At 74.5% G+C, this 17,835-nt stretch carries 13 protein-coding genes; 4 read left to right on the forward strand and 9 right to left on the reverse strand.

From position 1 onward, the window contains the following. Nucleotides 1-219: 219 nt before the first annotated feature. On the forward strand, nt 220-2,295 hold the full coding sequence (locus NX801_RS07690; protein WP_258786366.1) for a hypothetical protein: 2,076 nt from the start codon (nt 220-222) through the stop codon (nt 2,293-2,295). Continuing rightward, a complete protein-coding gene (locus NX801_RS07695; protein WP_258786367.1) occupies nt 2,292-3,836 on the forward strand; it encodes an ABC transporter substrate-binding protein in 1,545 nt (514 codons plus the stop codon). Before NX801_RS07690 ends, NX801_RS07695 begins: the two co-directional genes overlap by 4 nt. A gap of 13 nt (nt 3,837-3,849) precedes the next feature. On the opposite strand, the gene NX801_RS07700 is transcribed toward NX801_RS07695, so the two are convergent. The 8 genes from NX801_RS07700 to NX801_RS07735 form a co-directional block, all read right to left on the reverse strand. Further along, nucleotides 3,850-4,731 carry an SDR family NAD(P)-dependent oxidoreductase gene (locus NX801_RS07700; RefSeq protein WP_258786368.1) on the reverse strand — a complete coding sequence of 294 codons (882 nt, stop codon included), beginning with the start codon at nt 4,729-4,731 and terminating at the stop codon, nt 3,850-3,852. A gap of 148 nt (nt 4,732-4,879) precedes the next feature. After that, a complete protein-coding gene (locus tag NX801_RS07705; protein WP_258786369.1) occupies nt 4,880-5,947 on the reverse strand; it encodes an LLM class flavin-dependent oxidoreductase in 1,068 nt (355 codons plus the stop codon). Between the two features lie 201 nt (nt 5,948-6,148). Beyond that, on the reverse strand, nt 6,149-7,126 hold the full coding sequence (locus tag NX801_RS07710; protein ID WP_258786450.1) for an ABC transporter substrate-binding protein: 978 nt from the start codon (nt 7,124-7,126) through the stop codon (nt 6,149-6,151). 128 nt (nt 7,127-7,254) lie between these two features. Then, nucleotides 7,255-8,007, reverse strand: a complete 753-nt coding sequence (locus NX801_RS07715; protein ID WP_258786454.1) for an amino acid ABC transporter ATP-binding protein — start codon at nt 8,005-8,007, stop codon at nt 7,255-7,257. Nucleotides 8,008-8,075: 68 nt separating this feature from the next. Continuing rightward, nucleotides 8,076-9,113 (reverse strand): amino acid ABC transporter permease, encoded by a 1,038-nt coding sequence (locus NX801_RS07720; RefSeq protein WP_258786370.1) that lies wholly within the window; start codon nt 9,111-9,113, stop codon nt 8,076-8,078. Nucleotides 9,114-9,246: 133 nt separating this feature from the next. Next, nucleotides 9,247-10,149, reverse strand: coding sequence for an ABC transporter substrate-binding protein (locus tag NX801_RS07725; RefSeq protein ID WP_428986093.1), 903 nt, complete (start codon nt 10,147-10,149; stop codon nt 9,247-9,249). A gap of 110 nt (nt 10,150-10,259) precedes the next feature. Then, entirely contained in the window at nt 10,260-10,805 is a 546-nt protein-coding gene (locus NX801_RS07730) for a GNAT family N-acetyltransferase (protein WP_258786372.1), read from the reverse strand. Further along, nucleotides 10,802-11,989, reverse strand: a complete 1,188-nt coding sequence (locus NX801_RS07735; RefSeq protein ID WP_258786373.1) for an LLM class flavin-dependent oxidoreductase — start codon at nt 11,987-11,989, stop codon at nt 10,802-10,804. Before NX801_RS07735 ends, NX801_RS07730 begins: the two co-directional genes overlap by 4 nt. A gap of 968 nt (nt 11,990-12,957) precedes the next feature. Here NX801_RS07735 and NX801_RS07740 point away from each other — a divergent pair. Next, nucleotides 12,958-14,007, forward strand: coding sequence for an amino acid ABC transporter permease (locus NX801_RS07740; RefSeq protein ID WP_258786374.1), 1,050 nt, complete (start codon nt 12,958-12,960; stop codon nt 14,005-14,007). A gap of 119 nt (nt 14,008-14,126) precedes the next feature. Then, on the forward strand, nt 14,127-16,169 hold the full coding sequence (locus tag NX801_RS07745) for an FAD/NAD(P)-binding protein (RefSeq protein WP_428986094.1): 2,043 nt from the start codon (nt 14,127-14,129) through the stop codon (nt 16,167-16,169). Here NX801_RS07745 and NX801_RS07750 read toward each other — a convergent pair. Continuing rightward, nucleotides 16,082-17,368 carry an endonuclease Q family protein gene (locus NX801_RS07750; protein WP_258786375.1) on the reverse strand — a complete coding sequence of 429 codons (1,287 nt, stop codon included), beginning with the start codon at nt 17,366-17,368 and terminating at the stop codon, nt 16,082-16,084. The genes NX801_RS07745 and NX801_RS07750 overlap by 88 nt on opposite strands. Between the last annotated feature and the right edge of the window lie 467 nt (nt 17,369-17,835).

Genomic DNA, 17,835 nt, shown 5'->3' on the forward strand with positions numbered 1-17,835 from the left:
CGGACGGGAGAACTTCCCTGGCCCGGGGACGGGGCGGAGGGGGACAGCGGTCACGGAGTGGCGGGGTGGACGGCGAGCGGGTGGCTGGTTTGCGCCAACTTCACCGGGTGGCGGCGCACGCCGGTGAAACCCGTACGGCTTCCCCGCCGCCTCCGGTAGCTTCACACGGGCGCCGGTACGGGCCCGGGGGGCGCGGCGCGAGGGGGACGGGAGCGTGCCATGGAACCCACGCCGTACGGGATGGAGGACGTACTCGACCGGCTGGTGCCGCAGTTGGTGGGGCGCGGGCGTGACGGTGAGGTGTGCCGGTTCGGCCGGAAGGACGGGGCCCATCCGGTCCTGGAGGTGGTCGGGCAGCGGCATTCGGGCAAGACCCTGCTGCTGGACAGCCTCTACACGGCCTACAAACCCTGGGTCGCCGTGGCCAGGGCGGACTGCGGGGACCCACGGCTGGGCGAGCCGTCGCTGCGGGCGGGCGCCGACGAGCTGGAGAACTCCCATGTCTCGCCGCTGACGAGCCTGCTGTATCTGCTCTCCCACAAGCTCGGTCTGGGCCCCCGGCGGATCCGGTTCCGGCGTCTTTCGGTGGGGCTGGTGGTGGTGTCCGCCTGGCGCCCCGAGGACGAGGGGCTGGCCCCCGCCGAACTCCGCCGGGCACAGGACGAGGTGGACGCGGTCCTGGCGAGCGAGCTGGCGGACTGGCAGGCGCGCCGGCGGGCCCTGGAGCGCTGGCTCGACGTGGTGGGCCGGCTGGCCGCCGCCCTGGTGCCCGTCTTCCCCGAGGCGGAGGCCGCGCAGCCGTTGCTGGAGGTGGCCCGCGAGCAGTTGCGCGCCCGTCCCGGGCGAGGCGCCCTGCGCTGGTGGGGCGACCAGCTCGACGCCTTCCAGGGCGACCCGGCACAGCGGCTGTTCGCCTCGGTGTGGGACTTCCGCCGCGGCGGGGTGAGCCGCGCCCAGGCCGAGGCACGGCTGGTGCGGGCCTTCGTGGAGGACGTGTGCGACCAGTACGGTCTGCGCCGGCGGCTGGACCGGGCGGCCAAGCCCCTGCTGCTGCTCGACAACGCGCACGCGCCGCTGGGTGAGCGCTTCCTCGGCCCGCTCACCGAACGGTTCGCCGCCGTCGGCGCGGAGCCGGGCCGTCCGGTGGTCGTCGCCGCCTCGCTCGGCGGGACGGCGGACCCGGCCGGGCCGGTACGGGACGTCGCCGCGCTGCCGCCGGGCCTCGCCCGCGTCAGGCTGGCCCTCGCTCCGCTGACCGGCCTCCAGATCCGGTCGATGCTCCAGGTGGTCCCCCGGTACCCGGCCGGGCTTCCCGTCCTCGTGGAGCGCTTCAGCGGTGGCCGCTCGGGGTGTGCCCGCCTGCTGGTCGAGGAGAGCGTACGGCTCCGGGGCACGGGCGGAGCCGTCGGCGGCCGGGCCCTGCTGGACGCCACCGCCGGGCGGCTGCTGGAGCGGCTGCTCCCGCACCGGGAGGCGCGCGAGCGCCTGGTGCTGCTCAGCGCCACCGATGACGAACCGTCCGCCGTCCGGCTGTGGCGCGCCCTGTTCCCCGACGAGGACGCGGCGGCCCGGGTCGAGCAGGCCCTCGCCCATCTGCGCGCCCAGCGGCTGGACCGGGACCGGGCCACCCGGATCCTGCTGCTGCACCTGCTGGGCCGGGACGAGCGCCGGGAGCGGGTGCATCTGCTGCTGCGCTCGCTCCACGACCCGCACCGGCTGGACGAGTACGCGGATGGGCACCCGGACGCGTACCTCTTCCACACCCTGGCACTCGGGCGGACCGAGGTGGTGGTGCACGCCCTGCACCGCCGGTTCGCCTCCACCCCGCCCCGGGATTGGCTGGAGAGTCTCAACTCGCTCTGCGCGGCCCCCCGTTCCGGTGTCCCGGCCGGCACCTCCGGGGCCCGGGAGACACCGGTGCCCGGCTGCCCCGCCTGCGCGGACCCGGCTCGCCCGGACCGGGTCCACCGCGCGATCCGGCGCCTGGTCGCCACGGTGTGGCGGCTGTCCGACCCGTGCCACTGCCTGCCGGGCGAGGACGACCTGGACGCGGTCCGGGCCGATCTGGAGATCCTGCACCAGGCCCGGGACGAGGAGGACACCACGTACCGGCGGGCCGCCCGGCAGTGGAGCGCCCAGCTCCGGGAACAGGCGCAGGCGCCGGACCTGCGGCTCACCGGACCCACCGGGCCGGAGGGTCCGGACGGGACCCGCGGCGGCGCCCGGCACGGGGAGGGGGGCGGGGCCGGGGACCACCCGGGGCCCCGGCCGCACGGACAAGGAGGGGTGTGGTGACACGGTTCGCCGGAAGTGGAGCGCGCGGCCGGTGGCGGCGGTCGGGCCGGCTGGCGAGGGCGGCGGCCTCCGTCGTCGTGCTGGCCGTCCTGGCCGCCGGTGGCTGGCTGGTGTATCTGACCCTGCGGCCGGACCTGTCCTGCGGGCCCGGGGTGCGGCGGGCCGCCGAGGGGGCGGAGTGTTTCGGGGTGAGCGACGGGCGCCACAGCTTCGCCCGGGATCTCGACGCGATCAGCGCCCGGATCGCCGCGCAGAACGCCCGCGCGGTCCGGTTTCCCTACGTCAGCATCGCCCTCATGCTGCCCATGAGCCCGCCCGAGTCCTTCGAGCGGCGGAAGATCCTCGAACAGGTCCAGGGGGCGTATCTCGCGCAGTACGCGGCCAACGAGAAGGACAACGACAAGAATCCGCGGATCAGGCTGTTGCTGGCCAGCCCCGGCCGTGACCACGCGCACTGGCGGGCCGTGGCCGACGACCTGGCCCGCCGCGCGGCCTCCGCCGAGAACCTGCGCGTGGTCATCGGCTTCGACGTCAGCACGGCGGTCACCCGGGAGGCCATCCGCCATCTGACCGTGGAACGCCGCATTCCGGTGGTCGCGGGGCCGGTCACCGCCGAGAACATCGGGCCCCATCCCGGATTCGCCCGGATCGTGCCCACCACCCGTGACCAGGCCGACGCCCTGGCGCACTTCGACCAGGACACCGATCCGCGTACCGCTCTGGTCGTCGAGGACAAGCGCACCGACGACGACTACATCACCTCGCTGCGCGGCGCGTTCCGCCGGCTCGCGCGCGGAGCGCCCAGGGCCCCGGAGATCTACGAGTCACCCCGGAACGTCAACGACGACGGCAACACGTCCACCGTGTTCGGGCAGATGGTGAACAGCATCTGCGGCTCCCGGGCGAAGACCCTGTACTTCGCCGGCCGGCCGGTCCAACTGCGGCAGTTCCTCAACGAACTGGGCCATCGGCCGTGTGCGGAGAAGACCTACCGGGTCGTCACCGGTTCCGGTGCGTCGACCATCATCGCCGACCGGAAACTGGACTGGCCGGCGCTCACCCGGGGCGTGACACTCCAGTACGCCGCGCCCGCGCACCCCGATGCCTGGTCGGGACCCGGAAGGCCCGCCACCGGTGGCTCACCGGCCGCCTTCCAGGCCCTCACCCGGCTCGCCCGGGAGGCGGAACGGCCGCCGGCCGGCCCCGTCGGCCCGATCGTTCTCACCGACTCGCGCACCATCATCACGTACGACGCCACCACCACGGCCATCCAGGCCGTCCGGGCCAACGCCACCCAGGCCCAGCCGGTCGCCCCGCTCGACCAGATCCGCAACGCCTGGCTCCGGGTCCGCGGCCCCAACAAGGTCGTCGGGGTCTCCGGCTGGATCTGCCTGGACAACCAGGGCAATCCCTACGACAAGGCGGTGGCCGTCGTCCAGTTGCGTCCGGCCACCCGGGATCTCGGCTTCGTCGGCCTCGCCTGGCCCCGTGGGGCTCCCCCCGAGAGCGACTGCACGGCGCCCACCGACGACGGAACCTGACCCACGCGCCGGCTCACCCGGCCGCCCGGCCGGGAGCGGGCCGCGGTACGCGCGGGGCGCGGGGGTCGATGCGAAAGTCGAAGGCGGCGGTCCCGGGGTCGACGGCCGTCACCCCGCCGTCCACGGTGAGCACCGCGCCATTGACGAAGGACGCGGCGGGCGAGAGCAGCCAGGCGACGGCCTCCGCCACCTCGCGCGGCTCACCGGGACGGCCGACCGGCAGCAGCCGGGTGGCCTGCTCATAGGCGGCCTCCACACCGTCGCTCCCCCGCCCTTCGGCCCCGGACGCCTCCCCGCCGGCGAGGCCGGCCTCGCCGGCGAACCGCGCCATCCGCCGGTCCGCCATGTCGGTGCGGACCCAGCTCGGGCAGACGGTGTTGGCCCGCACGCCCCGGGCCCCGTAGTCGACGGCCACCGAGCCGCACAGCTGGAGCAGGCCCGCCTTCGAGGTGGCGTAGGCGGCGTTGGCGGTGCCGTTGCGCAGCGCGGAGACCGAGGCGACGGCGACCACCGCGCCACGGGCCGCCAGCAGATGCGGAAGCGCGGCCCGCAGCAGCAGGAACGGGCCGGTGAGGTTGGTGCGCAGGACGGCCTGCCAGTCCTCGTCGGACAGCTCCCCCACGGCGCCGCCGCGGCCGGTGCCGGCGTTGAGGACCAGTCCGTCGAGCCGGCCGTACTCCGCCACGGTGGCGTCCACCAGGCCCCGGACCTGCTCGGCGTCCCCGATGTCGGCCGCGTGCGGCAGCACCCCGGTCTCCTCCGCCAGGGCCCGCAGGGGTCCGGGCCGCCGCCCCGAGACGACCACCCGGTGCCCGTGCTCGCGCAGCAGCCGCGCGGTGGCCGCGCCGATACCGGTTCCGCCCCCCGTGACGAGCACGACCCGCTGGTCCGTCATGTCCGGCCAACCCCTCCGGTGCGTACACCTGCTGAAGAGGCCGATCATAGGCGGGAGCCCTGCCGGCCGGGGCGCCTGCCGGCCGCGTCCGGGACGCGCTGGGGCGCCTGCCGGCCGTGCCCGGCGCGCTCCGGGAGGGAGCGGGGTCTCAGCCGTCCTGCCACAGGGTGGTGGGGGCCTCCTTCCGCACCACGGGGGCGATCTCCTCGGCGAACCGGCGCAGTTGGTCGGTCTGTTCGGCCGGGGACAGCCCGGAGCTGTCGGCGGTGACGGACTGGAGGTCGTGGCGGTAGGCCGCGTGGAAGCCGAGGATCTTGTCGATGATCTGCTGGGGGCTGCCGATGAGATGGGGCCCGTCCGCGACGGCCTCCTCGATGGTGCGGAAGGGGGTGTTGTAGCCCGGCCTGCCCTCCAGCTGGGGCCGGTACGTCTGCCGGACCCGGGCCTCGTAGTAGTCCCGGAAGCGCGCCACCGCCTCCTGGGTGGTGTCCGCGATGAACAACCCGCCCGACCCCGCGCCCACATGGGCGGTGCCGGGGTCGTGACCGTACGCCTCGAACCGCTCGCGGTAGTGCGCGATGAGCCGGGCGTACGCCGCGCGCGGCTGGATGGCGTTGGCGCTGAACAGCGGGTCACCGTGCCGGGCGGCCAGCTCCGGCGAGTTGAGGCTGGTGGCCGAGCCGTGCCAGACCCGGGGCGGGCGCCCGGCGTACGGACGGGGGACGGTGGTGGCGCCGGTCAGCGGCGGGCGGAACCTGCCCCGCCAGCTGACGTTCTCCTCGCGCCAGAGCCGGCGCAGCAGCTCGTACTTCTCCGCCTGGTACTCCCACTGGAGCTCCTCGTCCAGGCCGAAGAGGTCGAAGTGGCCCATCTCCGCCCCCTTGCCGACGACCAGTTCCAGGCGGCCCCGGGAGAGCTGGTGCAGGGTGGCGTAGTCCTCAGCGACCCGCACCGGATCGAGGACGGCGAGCACCGTGACCCCGGTGAGCAGCCGGATCCGGGTGGTCCGGGCGGCGAGCGCGCCGAGCAGCGCGGTCGGGCTGGAGGACAGAAAGGGCCCGGCGTGCCGCTCCCCCACGGCGTAGGCGTCGAAGCCCAGCTCCTCGGCGACCGCGCCGGTCTCGACCACCTCGGCCAACCGTTGGGCGGCCGAGGGAAGTTCACCGGTCAGCGGGTGCGGGGCGTGACCGACGATGGTGAGGACCTGAAACCTCATACGGGACCTCCGGGGGCGGGGAGCGAGTGGCCGGGACGGCGGGCGGGCCCGGCGGAGGAGAGGGGGTGGTGGGCGGGTCAGCCGGCCGTACGGGACAGACCAGGCTGCTCAGCCGGCCGTACGGGACAGACCAGGCTGCTCAGCCGGCCGTACGGGACAGACCAGGCTGCTCAGCCGGCCGTACGGGACAGACCAGGCTGCTCAGCCGGCCGTACGGGGCAGGCCGGGCGGGTTGATCTCGGACCGGGTGACGGCCTCGTCGGACAGCCCCCAGCGCTTCAGCACCTCGGCGTACGTGCCGTTGCGGATGACCTCGTCGAGGGCGGCGGCCAGCGGCTCGGCCAGGCCGCTGTCCTTCTTGGTGGTGGCCGCGATGAGGCCCTGGAGGGAGGCGCCGGCGCCGGAGTACGTGCCCGCGATCTCGGTCTGGCCGGCGGTGGCCACCTGGTAGGCCGCGGTCGGGTGGGGGCCGAGGTAGAGGTCGATCCGGCCGGAGCGGAGAGCCAGATAGGTGTCGCTGTCCTTCTGGTAGTACCGGATGTCCACCGGCCGCCGGCCGGCCCTCCTGTCGGCCTCGCTCCACTCCACCAGGAGCTTCTCCTGGTTGGTGCCGCTGCTCACCGCGACGGTGCGGCCGGCCACGTCCGCCGGTCCGCCGATCTTCAGTCCGCTGCCCTTCTTCGCGAGAAAGGCCAGGTTGTCCTTGCGGTAGGTGGCGAAGTCGTACTTCTCCTTGCGCTCCTCGGTGACGGTGATGTTGCTGAAGCCCACGTCGTACTTGGCGCTGTCCAGGCCCACGAAGAGGTTCTCCCAGGACGCCTTGTTGAGGTGCACCCGCAGGCCGAGGACACCGGCGACCAGATGGGCGAGGTCGGGCTCCACACCGATCACGGTCTTGTCGTCGGTGGCGTGGAAGGCGAGCGGCGGGGCGGAGTCGGAGGAGGTGGCCACCTCCAGGACCCCGCTCCGGCGGATCCGCTCCGGGAGTCCGGCGGCTATGGACTCGACCTTCCCGGTGGTGATCCGCTTCCGGTCGGGGCTCAGGTCGAGTGTGGTCCGGGTGCCCGAGCCGGCCGCGACCTCGGTGGTGGCCCCGTCCGAGGGGTTGGCGCAGCCACCGAGGGCCAGGGCGGAGGCGAGCCCGAGAGCGACGGCGGCGGTGGTACGGGCGGCGGGCATGGGCACGGTCGGATCTCCTTATTGCGGCGGTGCGGCGGTGCGGCGGGCACGGCGGTCGCGGCGGTGGGTGGGACGCCGGCGCGGAGGGTGAACGGGGGCGAAGGCCGGCGAAGGGAGACGGGCGGCGGTCAGAGCACCTTGGAGAGGAAGGCCCGGGTGCGTTCCTGTCGCGGGTTGTCGAGCACGGCCGAGGGCGGCCCCTGTTCGACGACGACTCCGCCGTCCATGAAGACCACGGTGTCCGCGACCTCACGGGCGAAGCCGATCTCATGGGTGACGACGATCATCGTGGTGCCGCTCCGGGCCAGGTCCTTGATCACGTCCAGGACCTCCCCGACCAGCTCCGGGTCGAGCGCCGAGGTGGGTTCGTCGAAGAGCAGCACCTTCGGTTCGAGGGCGAGCGCACGGGCGATGGCCACTCGCTGCTGCTGGCCGCCGGAGAGCTGCCGGGGATAGGTGCCGGCCCTGCCCGCGAGGCCGACCCGCTCCAGCAGCCGGCGCGCCGTCTCCCGGGCCTCCTTGCGCGGACGGCGGAGCGCGGAGACGGGTGCCTCGACCAGGTTCTCCTCCACCGTGAGATGGGGGAAGAGATTGAAGTCCTGGAAGACGAAGCCGATCCGGGTGCGCTGCCTCAGCACCTCCTTCTCCTTGAGCTCGTACAGCTTGTCGCCGGAGCGGCGGTAGCCGATCAGCTCGCCGTCCACACTGATCCAGCCGCGATCGACCTTCTCCAGGTGGTTGATGGTGCGCAGCAGGGTGGACTTCCCGGAGCCGGACGGGCCGAGGACCACGGTGACCTCGCCGGCCCGGACCCGCAGGTCCACGCCGCGCAGCACCTCCAGCGGGCCGAAGCCCTTGTGGACGCCCCGGACGTCCACCATCACCCGGTCCGTCTCACCGGCGGTGCCGTCCGCCGCGCCCTTCGGGCTCGCGGGGCTCTTCGACAGGGTCATCGGTTCTCTCCCCGGAGGGTCGCGGCGGGTACGACGGGACGGTCGCGCCGGGCGGCGGCGGCCCGCAGGGCGCGGAGCGAGCGCCGGGCCCGCTGGAGCGGCGTCGGCGGCGGTGTGCGGTCGGCGCCCCGGGCGAAGTGCCGCTCGACGTAGTACTGCGCCACCGACAGCACCGAGGTCAGCACGACGTACCAGGCGGTGGCGACCAGCAGCAGGGGGATCACCCGGCCGGTGCGGCCGTAGACCACCTGCACCTGGTAGAAGAGCTCACCGATCGCCATCACATAGACCACCGAGGTGCCCTTGAGCAGGCCCACGACCTCGTTGCCGGCCGCGGGCAGGATGGCGCGCATGGCCTGCGGCAGCACGATCCGGCGGATCTGCCGCAGCCGGGGGATGCCCAGCGCCGCGGCGGCCTCCAGCTGGCCGTGGTCGACCGAGACGACACCGCCGCGCACGATCTCGGCGGCATAGGCGGCCTGGTGGAGCGAGAGCCCCACGACGGCGGCGCCGATGGTGCCGATGAGGCTGTCGCTGTCGACCGACCAGAGGACCGGCCCGAACGGGATGCCGAGCCCCAACTCCTCGTAGAGAGCGCTCAGGTTGAACCAGAAGACCAGCTGGACGATCATCGGGATGGACCGGAAGATCCAGATGTAGGTCCAGGCGGCGGTGGCGAGCACCGGGCTGCGGGAGAGCCGCATGAAGGCGAGTACGGTGCCGAGGAGAAAGCCCAGCACGGTGGCGCAGGCGGTGAGCTGGAGGGTCACCCCCACCGCCTGGACGATGGTCTCGGAGAAGAGATAGCCGCGGAAGACGTCCCACTCCCAGACCGGGTTGGTGGCCAGTCCATGGGTGAACTGTGCGGCCAGTACGGCCACCGCGAGAGCCGCCGCCCACCGGGCGGGGTGGCGGGCGGGCACGACGGTGAGGGACCCGGGACCGCCCGGGCCGGACGGCGGGCCGGGCGCGGTGGCGCCGGTGGCGGACGGATCGCCGGACGGGGCGGCGGCGGTCGTGGCGGTGGGTCTCATGGTGGTGGGGTACTCGGCTCTCAGGGGTACTCGGTCCTCGGCGGGCGTACGGCTCTCGGGGTGTACGGCTCTCGGGGTGTACGGCTCTCGGGGCGTTCGGTCCTCGGGGCCTCGCCCCGGGGCTCTTCGGCGCTCAGGGGTGCTCGGGCGGGCTGATCCGCGAGGTGTCGATCGCGGAGGCCTCGGTGCCCCACTTCTTCAGGATCCGCCGGTAGGTGCCGTTCCTGATCAGCTCGTTGACGGCGGCCTGGAACGCCTTGGTGAGCGGGGAGCCCTTGGGGAAGGCGAATCCGACGTCGAGCCGGTGGAACTCGCCGAGGAAGGCGGTCCGGGCGGCGGGCTGGGCCGCCTGGTACCGCAGTCCGTTGATGGTCGACATGATCACATCGATCCGGCCCTGCTGGAGCGCGGTGAGTGTGGCTCCGTTCTCCGCGTACGCCTTCACCTCGTACGGCTTCTTGCCGGCCTGGGCGCACACGTCCTTCCGCGCGCTCAGCGTCGCTTCGAAGGTGGTGCCGGCCCCGATGCCCACGGTCCGCCCGCAGAGCTGGACCAGGTCGGTGACACGGTCACCGAACGAGGTGTCGCCCCGCCGTGCCGCGAAGCCCTGGCCGTCGTCGACGTAGGTGACGAAGTCGATGCTCTTCAACCGCTCGGTGGTGACCCCGAAGTTGCCGGTGCCGACGTCGTACTTGCCGCTGCGCAGCGCGGGCAGGATCGTCTCGAAGGAGGCGTCCTGGCGCTCCAGCCGGAGACCGAGCACCCTGGCGACGGCGTCCGCGACGTCGATGTCCTGGCCCTCCGGCTTCCGGTCCGTCCCGTTCGGGTAGTACGCCGAGGGCGGGGTCCCGGTGGAGGTGCCGATCCGGAGGGTGCCGGAGGCCCGTACGGCGGCGGGCAGCAGCGCGGCGGCGGAGTCCACCCGGTGGACGGCGGACACCGGGTCGTCGGTCGGCACCGGGCGCGCCCCGGCCCCCGCGACCGCCGTACCGGGATCGCCGGATCCGCAGCCGGTCAGGGCCAGGAGCGGCAGCAGCGCGAACCCGGCCGCGACGGCACGGGCACGGGCACGGGCACGGGTACGCGTTCGGGGACGGGGGCGGACGTACGAGGACGACACCGAAGGGGCGTCGGCACGAGGGGACTTCACAGGGCTCTGGCCTCTCCGGGGCGGGCGGGGGCGGGCAGGTGCTTCTCGAACGGCAGCGGTCCGATGGACTCCGGGTCGGCGGTGGTGTCGAAGAGCGGGGTGTAGCCGCTCGTCAGGTAGAGATCGCGCGCCTCGGGCTGCCGGGGCCCGGTGGTCAGGTAGATCCGCCGGTAGCCGACCCGGACCACCTCGGACTCCAGCTCGGCGAGCACCCGGCGGGCCAGGCCCCGGCGGCGGTGGGCGGAGTGTGTCCAGACCCGCTTGAGCTCGGCCGTGCCGGAGTCGTACCGGCGGAAGGCACCGCCGGCGACCGGCTCGCCGCGCTCCAGCAGCAGCAACAGCACACCGCCGTACGCCGCGGTGAACTCCTCGTCCGGGTAACGGGTCAGCTCGGCGTGGGCGGACTCGCCGTAGCGCGCGGTGTACTCGGCGGCCAGTTCCCGGAGCAGCGGCTCCACCCGGGGATCGGAGACCGGTACGCGGACGGTCACCGTCCCGGAGAGCGTGCCGGGCAGGGGGGTGGGGACGGTGGCGGCGGTCACTCGCCCACCGCCGCCAGGGTCCCGGTGGTGTGCGCCGCCCGCCCGGCGTCCCGTTCGGCCTTCGGCCCGGCGTCCCCCCTGGCATCCCGTTCGGCGTCCCGTTCGGCGTCCCGCTTGGCGACCTCCTCACGGACGAGCGGGATGACGTACCGGCCGAAGTCGATCGCGTCGTCCAGCAGGTCGTAGCCGCGCGCGGAGAGGATGTCCACGCCCAAGTCGTAGTAGTCGAGCAGTGCTTGGGCGACCGTCTCCGGGGTCCCGACCAGGGCGTTGGAGTTGCCCGCGCCCCCGGTGGCGGCGGCGGTCGGGGTCCACAGGGCGCGGTCGTACCGCTCCCCCGCCTCGGCGATGGCGACGAGCCGCTGGGAGCCGGTGTTCTCCGGCGTGTCGCGGCGGTGGTGGCGTACGACTCCGGCCTCCCGGCGCTCGCGGATGGCGGCGACCGTGCGGTGGGCCTTCTCCCAGGCCAGCTCCTCGGTCGGGGCGATGATCGGACGGAAGGCCACCTGGATCCTCGGCACATCGGTGCGGCCGGCGGCCTTCGCGGCGGCCTTCACCGCCTCGATCTGCTGGGCGGTCTCGGCCAGGGGTTCGCCCCAGAGGCAGTAGATGTCCGCCTCGGCTCCCCCGGCGGCGTACGCGGCGGGGGACGAGCCGCCGAACGACACTCCCGGGCGCGGCTGCTGGACCGGGAAGACATCGCTGACGAAGTCGTGGAAGCGGTAGTGCTCGCCCTCGTGGTCGAAGGGCTCATGGGTGGTCCAGATCTTCTTGACGATCCGGATGTACTCCCGGGTGCGGGCGTAGCGCTCGTCCTTGGTGAGGGTGTCGCCCTCCCGCCGCTGCTCGTGGTCGTTGCCGCCGGTGATGAAGTGCACCGTCAGCCGGCCCTCGCTGATCCGGTCGAGGGTGGCGAAGGTCTTCGCGGCGAAGGTGGGGCTGGAGACATTGGGGCGGTGGGCCAGCAGGATCTGGAGGCGGTCCAGCCGGCTCGCGATGTACGCGGCGGCCGGTGCGGGGTCGGGCGAGCCGGAGCCGTAGGCGAACAGCACCCGGTCCCAGCCGTGGTCCTCGTGGGCCCGGGCGAGCCGGAGTGTGTACTCCTTGTCGAAGGCGGCGCCGGAGCGCGGAGTGGTTTCGGAGCCGTTGCTGGTCGCGGCGATACCGAGGAATTCCACGGGCATGGGTGTCGGTCTCTCCTCAGGTCCCCCGGGCCTCCGGGGCCTCCGGGGGCGATCCGGCCCCGGCGGGCGGGCAGGGCGGACCACCGTCCGGGGACGGCGCGTCGGGGCACGGGTACGGACGGGTGTGGGCACGGACGGACGGATGGCAGGCGCAGGGATGACGGGCGGGCGGACACCGGGCGGGCGGACGCGCACGGACGGGCGAAGGGCGTGACGGCGCCGGGATGCCGGGGCACCGGGCGCCGGGCGTCAGAGGTGGGCGGCAGCGGCGTCCGCGCGCCGGGGCGCGGACTGGTACGGAACCCGGCCCGTGCACGGCGGCGGTGGTGGTGCGGAAGGTGCTCGGCCCGCGACGGGGTCACCGAGGGAGGGAAGGGCCGGCCGGACGGCCCGCTGCCGAGTCAGGCGCGACACGCCGCGGACCACACCCGACCGAAGTCGATGTGGTCGCGGGAGACCAAGCGCTGCTGGGCGTTCATGCGTTCCATTCAGCAGGACGACGCGCGGTACGTCAACCACCGTCCGGCCACCGGAACCGGCCTTCGTCCAGGCTCAACATGCCTGTAACACAACAGCGTTGACAGCCCTCCGCACCTGCTGCCTACGATCGAGCGCGGATCGGCCCCCGCCCTGTCGCACCCGTGCCGGGCAGGCGGCGGCCCGTCCGGCCGCGTTGAGGGACGCGGCGCGCGTGACGACACGGCACCCCGGCCAGGAGGCGGGCCCTATGGCCGGGGGCACAGGGCCCATGGGCCGGGTACCGGGTCTCCCGGCCGGGACGCGGAACCCACGGCGGGGCGCGACTTCCGCCCCGGCCGGCGCGTGGGGCTCCCGGCGGAGGCGCGGCTCCCACCCCGGGCCCGAGCCGCGCGTGGCCCCGGGCCACACCGTGACCACCGCCCCCACCCCACCATCCGTCCCCTCGTCCGCCCCCACGCCCGCGACTCCCTCGTTCCGGAGAGCCCCCGATGGCCACGCCTTCCCGTCTCACCGCCCTCGACGTCCCCTTCCCCCCGGCCGGCGATCCGGCGGCCGGTCCGCGCCCCCGGGCCACGGCACCCCCACCGGCCGACGCCTCCGGGGCCCTGCCGAGAATCGTGCCTCGCCGGAAGACCGGCCGGCTGGTCGCGGCCGCCGTGGCGCTGCTGCTCTTCGCCATGGCGGTGAACTCGGTGGTACGGAACGACGCCTTCCAATGGGACGTGGTGGGGCGGTACTTCACCACCGCCGCCGTCCTCGACGGGCTGTGGATGACCCTGTGGCTCACCGCCGTGGTGACGGTCCTGGGCTTTCTGCTCGGCATCCCGCTGGCGGTGGCACGGCTCTCCGCCAATCCGGTGCTCCGGACCCTGAGCTGGGGCTATGTCTGGATCTTCCGTTCCACCCCGCTGCTGGTGCAGTTGCTCTTCTGGTTCAACATCGGCGCCCTCTACCCCACGCTCGGTCTCGGGATCCCGTTCGGGCCCCGGCTGGTGAGCGTCGAGACGGTGAATCTGCTCGGTCCCACCCTCACCGCCGTCATCGGGCTCACCCTGCACGAGGCCGCCTACGCCGCCGAGGTGGTGCGCGGCGGCATCCTCTCGGTGGACGCCGGACAGGCCGAGGCCGCCCAGGCGCTCGGCCTCGGCCGGTGGCGGACGCTGCGCCGGATCGTCGTCCCGCAGGCGATGCGGGCCATCGTGCCGACCGCCGGGAACATGCTGATCGGGACGCTCAAGGGCACCAGCATCGTCAGTGTGCTGGCCGTGCACGACCTGCTGTTCTCGGTGCAGTTGGTCTACAACCAGACGTACCAGGTCATCCCGCTGCTGCTGGTCGCCACCCTCTGGTACATCGCCGTCACCACCGTGCTCGGCGCCGGCCAGTACTACGTCGAGCGGTACTACGCCCGGGGCAGCACGCGGGGCCTGCCGCCCACTCCGCTCGGGCGGCTGCGGGTGACCCTGGCCGGCCTGCGGGCGCGGCTGCGCCGGGCGACCGCCGCCGACGCCGGGCCCGCCACCGGGGGTGACCGGTGAGCCGCCCTGGTGCGGCGACCGGTCCGGACCGACCGGGCCCGCACACCGGCCGGAACCTGCCGCACCCGGCGGCCGGTCCGGAGCTGCCGGGTCCGGCACTCGGCGCGGACCGCCCGGCCGTGCTGCTGATCGTCGGCGCCGGGCCGCGCGCCACCGGGCTGCTGGAGCGCATCGCCGCCAGCGCCTCCGAACTATGGCCGCCTGAGCGGAGGTTGCTCGTCCACCTGGTGGACCCGCATCCGCCGGGGCCCGGCCGGATCTGGCGGCACGAGCAGTCGCCGCTGCTGCGGATGAACTCCATGGCCGAGGACGTCACCCTGTTCACCGACGAGAGCTGCGCCGTCGAGGGCCCGGTGCGGCCGGGCCCCTCGCTCGCGGAGTGGGCGGCGCGGTTCGCCGGCCCCGGCGCCCCGCGCGACGCGCCGTACACGGAGCCCGCCGATCCGGAGGTGCTGGCGGAGCTGCGTACCCTGGCCGGTACCGACTTCCCGACCCGCCGGGCCCAGAGCGCCTATCTGGACTGGGTGTTCCGCCGGGTCACCGCCGAACTCCCGCCGCGGATCACCCTCGTCCGGCACCGCACCACCGCGACCGCCGTCACCGGCCCCCCGGACGGTCCGCAGCGGGTACGGCTGGCCGGCCGGGAGCACCCGGTCACCGCCGATCTGGTGGTGCTGGCCCAGGGGCACCTGGGCTCCGCCCCCGCCGGGGAGCACCGCGACCACGCCGCCTTCGCCCGCCGGCACGGCCGCTTCCATCTGGCCCCCGACTTCTCCGCCGACGCCGACCTGTCCGGGCTGCGCCCCGGCAGCCGGGTGATCCTGCGCGGCTTCGGGCTGGCCTTCGTCGATCTGATGACGCTGCTCACCGAGGGCCGTGGCGGCACCTACCGCACCGAACCCGACGGCACGCTCCGCTACCTCCCCTCGGGCCGGGAGCCCGTCCTCCATGTCGGTTCCCGCCGGGGGGTGCCGTACCACGCCAAGACCCACTACCGGCTCGGCGGTCCCCGCCCTCCGCTGCCCCGCCACTTCGGTCCCGCGGCCGTCGACGCGCTGCTCGCCCGGGACCGCCCGCCGGAACTGCGGCGGGACGTCTGGCCGTTGATGGCCAAGGAGATCGGGTTCGGCCACTACCACGAGCTGTTCCACGCCCACCCCGAGCGGACCGCCCTGCCCTGGCCGGAGTTCCTCGCCGCGTACGACCGGCTCGACTGGTACGACCCGGACCTGGCCGCCCTGGTCGCCGCGGCCGTGCCCGACCCGGCGGACCGGCTGGACTTCGAGGCCCTGGACCGCCCGCTGGCGGGGCTCGCCTTCGCCACTCCGGACGCCTTCCAGGACCATCTGCGCGCCCATATCGCCGGGGACGTGGCCCGCCGCGAGGACCCGGCCCACAGCGCCGACCTCGGCGCCTTCCTGGCCCTGCTCTCCGTCTACGGCCAGCTCCCCCGGCTGCTGGACCCCGGGCGGCCGGCGGCCGGCGCGCTGGCCGAGGGGCTCGACGGCTGGTGGCACGGCTTCTTCAGCTTCCTCGCCTCGGGGCCGCCCGGCTTCCGGCTCCGCCAGTTGCTGGCGCTCTCCCGCGCCGGGATCGTCCACTTCCTGGGCGCGGACCTCCGGATCGGCACCGACGAGCCGACCGGCACCTTCACCGCGAGCAGCCCCACGGTGCCGGGTCACACCGTGCACGCCACCGCCCTGATCGAGGCGTATCTGCCGGGCCCGGACCTGGACCGCACCCGGGACCCGCTGCTGCGCCGGCTGCGCCGGGCCGGCGGGCTCACCGAGGAGGTCGTCGACGGTGCCTCCCGCCCCCACCGCTCCGGCCGGATCGCCGTGGACCCGGCCGACGGACGGCTCATCGACCCGACCCTGCGCGGCCCGCACCCGCGCCGTTTCGCCCTCGGCGCCCCCACCAACAGCCGTGCCGTGGCCGCCTTCGCCCGCCCCGGCACCGACGCGCCCGCCTTCCGCCAGAACGACGCGGTGGCCCGTACGGTCCTGCGGACCCTGGCGGCCGGCCGGGCCCCGGAACCGTTCGCCGGCCGGGGAGCCGGGGCGGCCGGGGCGGGTCAGAAGAGCGCGGGCTGGTGGTCGGGGGCGGGCGCGGGGGTCTCGCCGGGGGCGAAGACGGAGACGGTGCCGAAGACCCCGTCGTAGCCGGGGTCCCGGTGGACGCGTCCGGTGCGCAGCCGGTCCACCGCCTCGGCGAGGCCGGCCTCTCCCGCCGCCCGCAGCTCCGGCAGCGGAAGGTCGAGGAGCAGCGGCAGCTCCGGGCCGAGGGCGGAGGTCAGTTCGGCCACCCGGGCGGTGACCTTCTTGGACTTGGGGCCCACCCCCAGGAGCTCACCCACCAGTTCCGGGAGCGGCACGATCTTCCGGGAGGCGCCGGCGGTCGCCGGGCGGGTGCCCTCGGGATGGCCGGTGAGCTGCCGTACGCGATGGAGCACACCGACCGTCACCCGGCGGCCGCACTCCGGGCACCGGCCGCCCAGCGCCTCGGTCTCGTCCGGATCGAGGCGTACGCCGCAGGCGCGGTGGCCGTCCAGGTGGTACTTGCCCTCCTCGGGGTGGAGGTCCACGGTGCCGGTGTACCCCTCGCCGGTCCGCAGGGCGTGGCGCAGGGCGAAATAGTCCAGGCGGGTGTCGAAGAGGGTGGCGTTCCGGCCGATGATCGGGGCCGAGTGGGCGTCCGAGTGGCTGACCAGCCGGTAGCGGTCGAGCCCGGGCACCCGCCAGTTCATCTCCGGGTCCGAGGAGAGGCCGGTCTCCACCGCGAAGATCTCCCCGGCCAGGTCGCCGTAGCACTCCTCCACCGAGTCGAAGCCGAAGGTGCTGCCCAGCACCCCGAACCAGGGCGTCCAGATGTGCGCGGGGACCAGATAGGCCCCCTCGCCGGACTCCAGGGTGGCCGACAGCAGTTCCCGGGCGTCCATCGCCAGGAAGGGCCGCCCGTCGCCGGTGAGGTCGCCGTGGCGGGCGAGCCGGCGGGAGAGGCCGGCCGCCGCCTCGAAGTCCGGTACGTACAGCAGATGGTGGAGCTTGCGCGCCCGGCCGCCCTGGCGATGTCCGGTGGCCACCTCGACCTGGAGCAGAAACCGCAGGGGCCCCCGGCAGCTGCGCGGCAGCGACCGCAGCACCTCCTCCTCCAGGTCGTCCCGGAGCCGGAAGAGTCCAGGTTCCGCCGGGACCAGGTCCTCACGCAGCCGCCGTGCCCACTCCGGATGGGTGAAGTCACCGGTGCCGAGCACGGTGATGCCCTTCCGCCGTGCCCACCGCGCCAGCTCCGGCAGCTCGCTGTAACGGCTGCACGCCCTGCTGTACTTCGAGTGGACATGCAGGTCCGCGTAGTACCGCATCCCGCCTCCTCCCCGCCGGACTCCGGTCTCCCGGCGCCCGGTTCGTCGTTCCGGCACCCGCGTGCCCCGGACCGGCGCGGTGATGCGGCCGGGCGACCGCCGGCCGGTGGTGCCGGACCTCCGGTACGGGGCCGGGGGGCCGGCCGTCCCGGGCCCGGCCGGCGGGTGGCGGGAGCGTACGAACTCGACTGCGCGGAAGAGGGCTTGCCGCTCCCTGGGGCCACCGCCGGGCCGGGAGGGATGCGCGGCGGCGGTCGGGAGCACCGGCCGGAGCGTGTGGCGGGGAACGGGAGCACCTGCCGGGACGCCCCGGAACCCGCCGCCGGACCCGGTGGTGCGGTGGCCCGGAGGCCCCTGCCGGACGGGCGCGGCGGGGGTTCCGCGAAACGGGGGACGCCACCTCCGCGCCCGGTGTGCCGCGCATATGCCGGGAGCAACGCCGTGCTGCACTGGCCGCGCTCAGGGGC

Origin of the sequence: Streptomyces pyxinae, from assembly GCF_024756275.1 — a bacterium.
GTDB lineage: Bacteria > Actinomycetota > Actinomycetes > Streptomycetales > Streptomycetaceae > Streptomyces > Streptomyces pyxinae.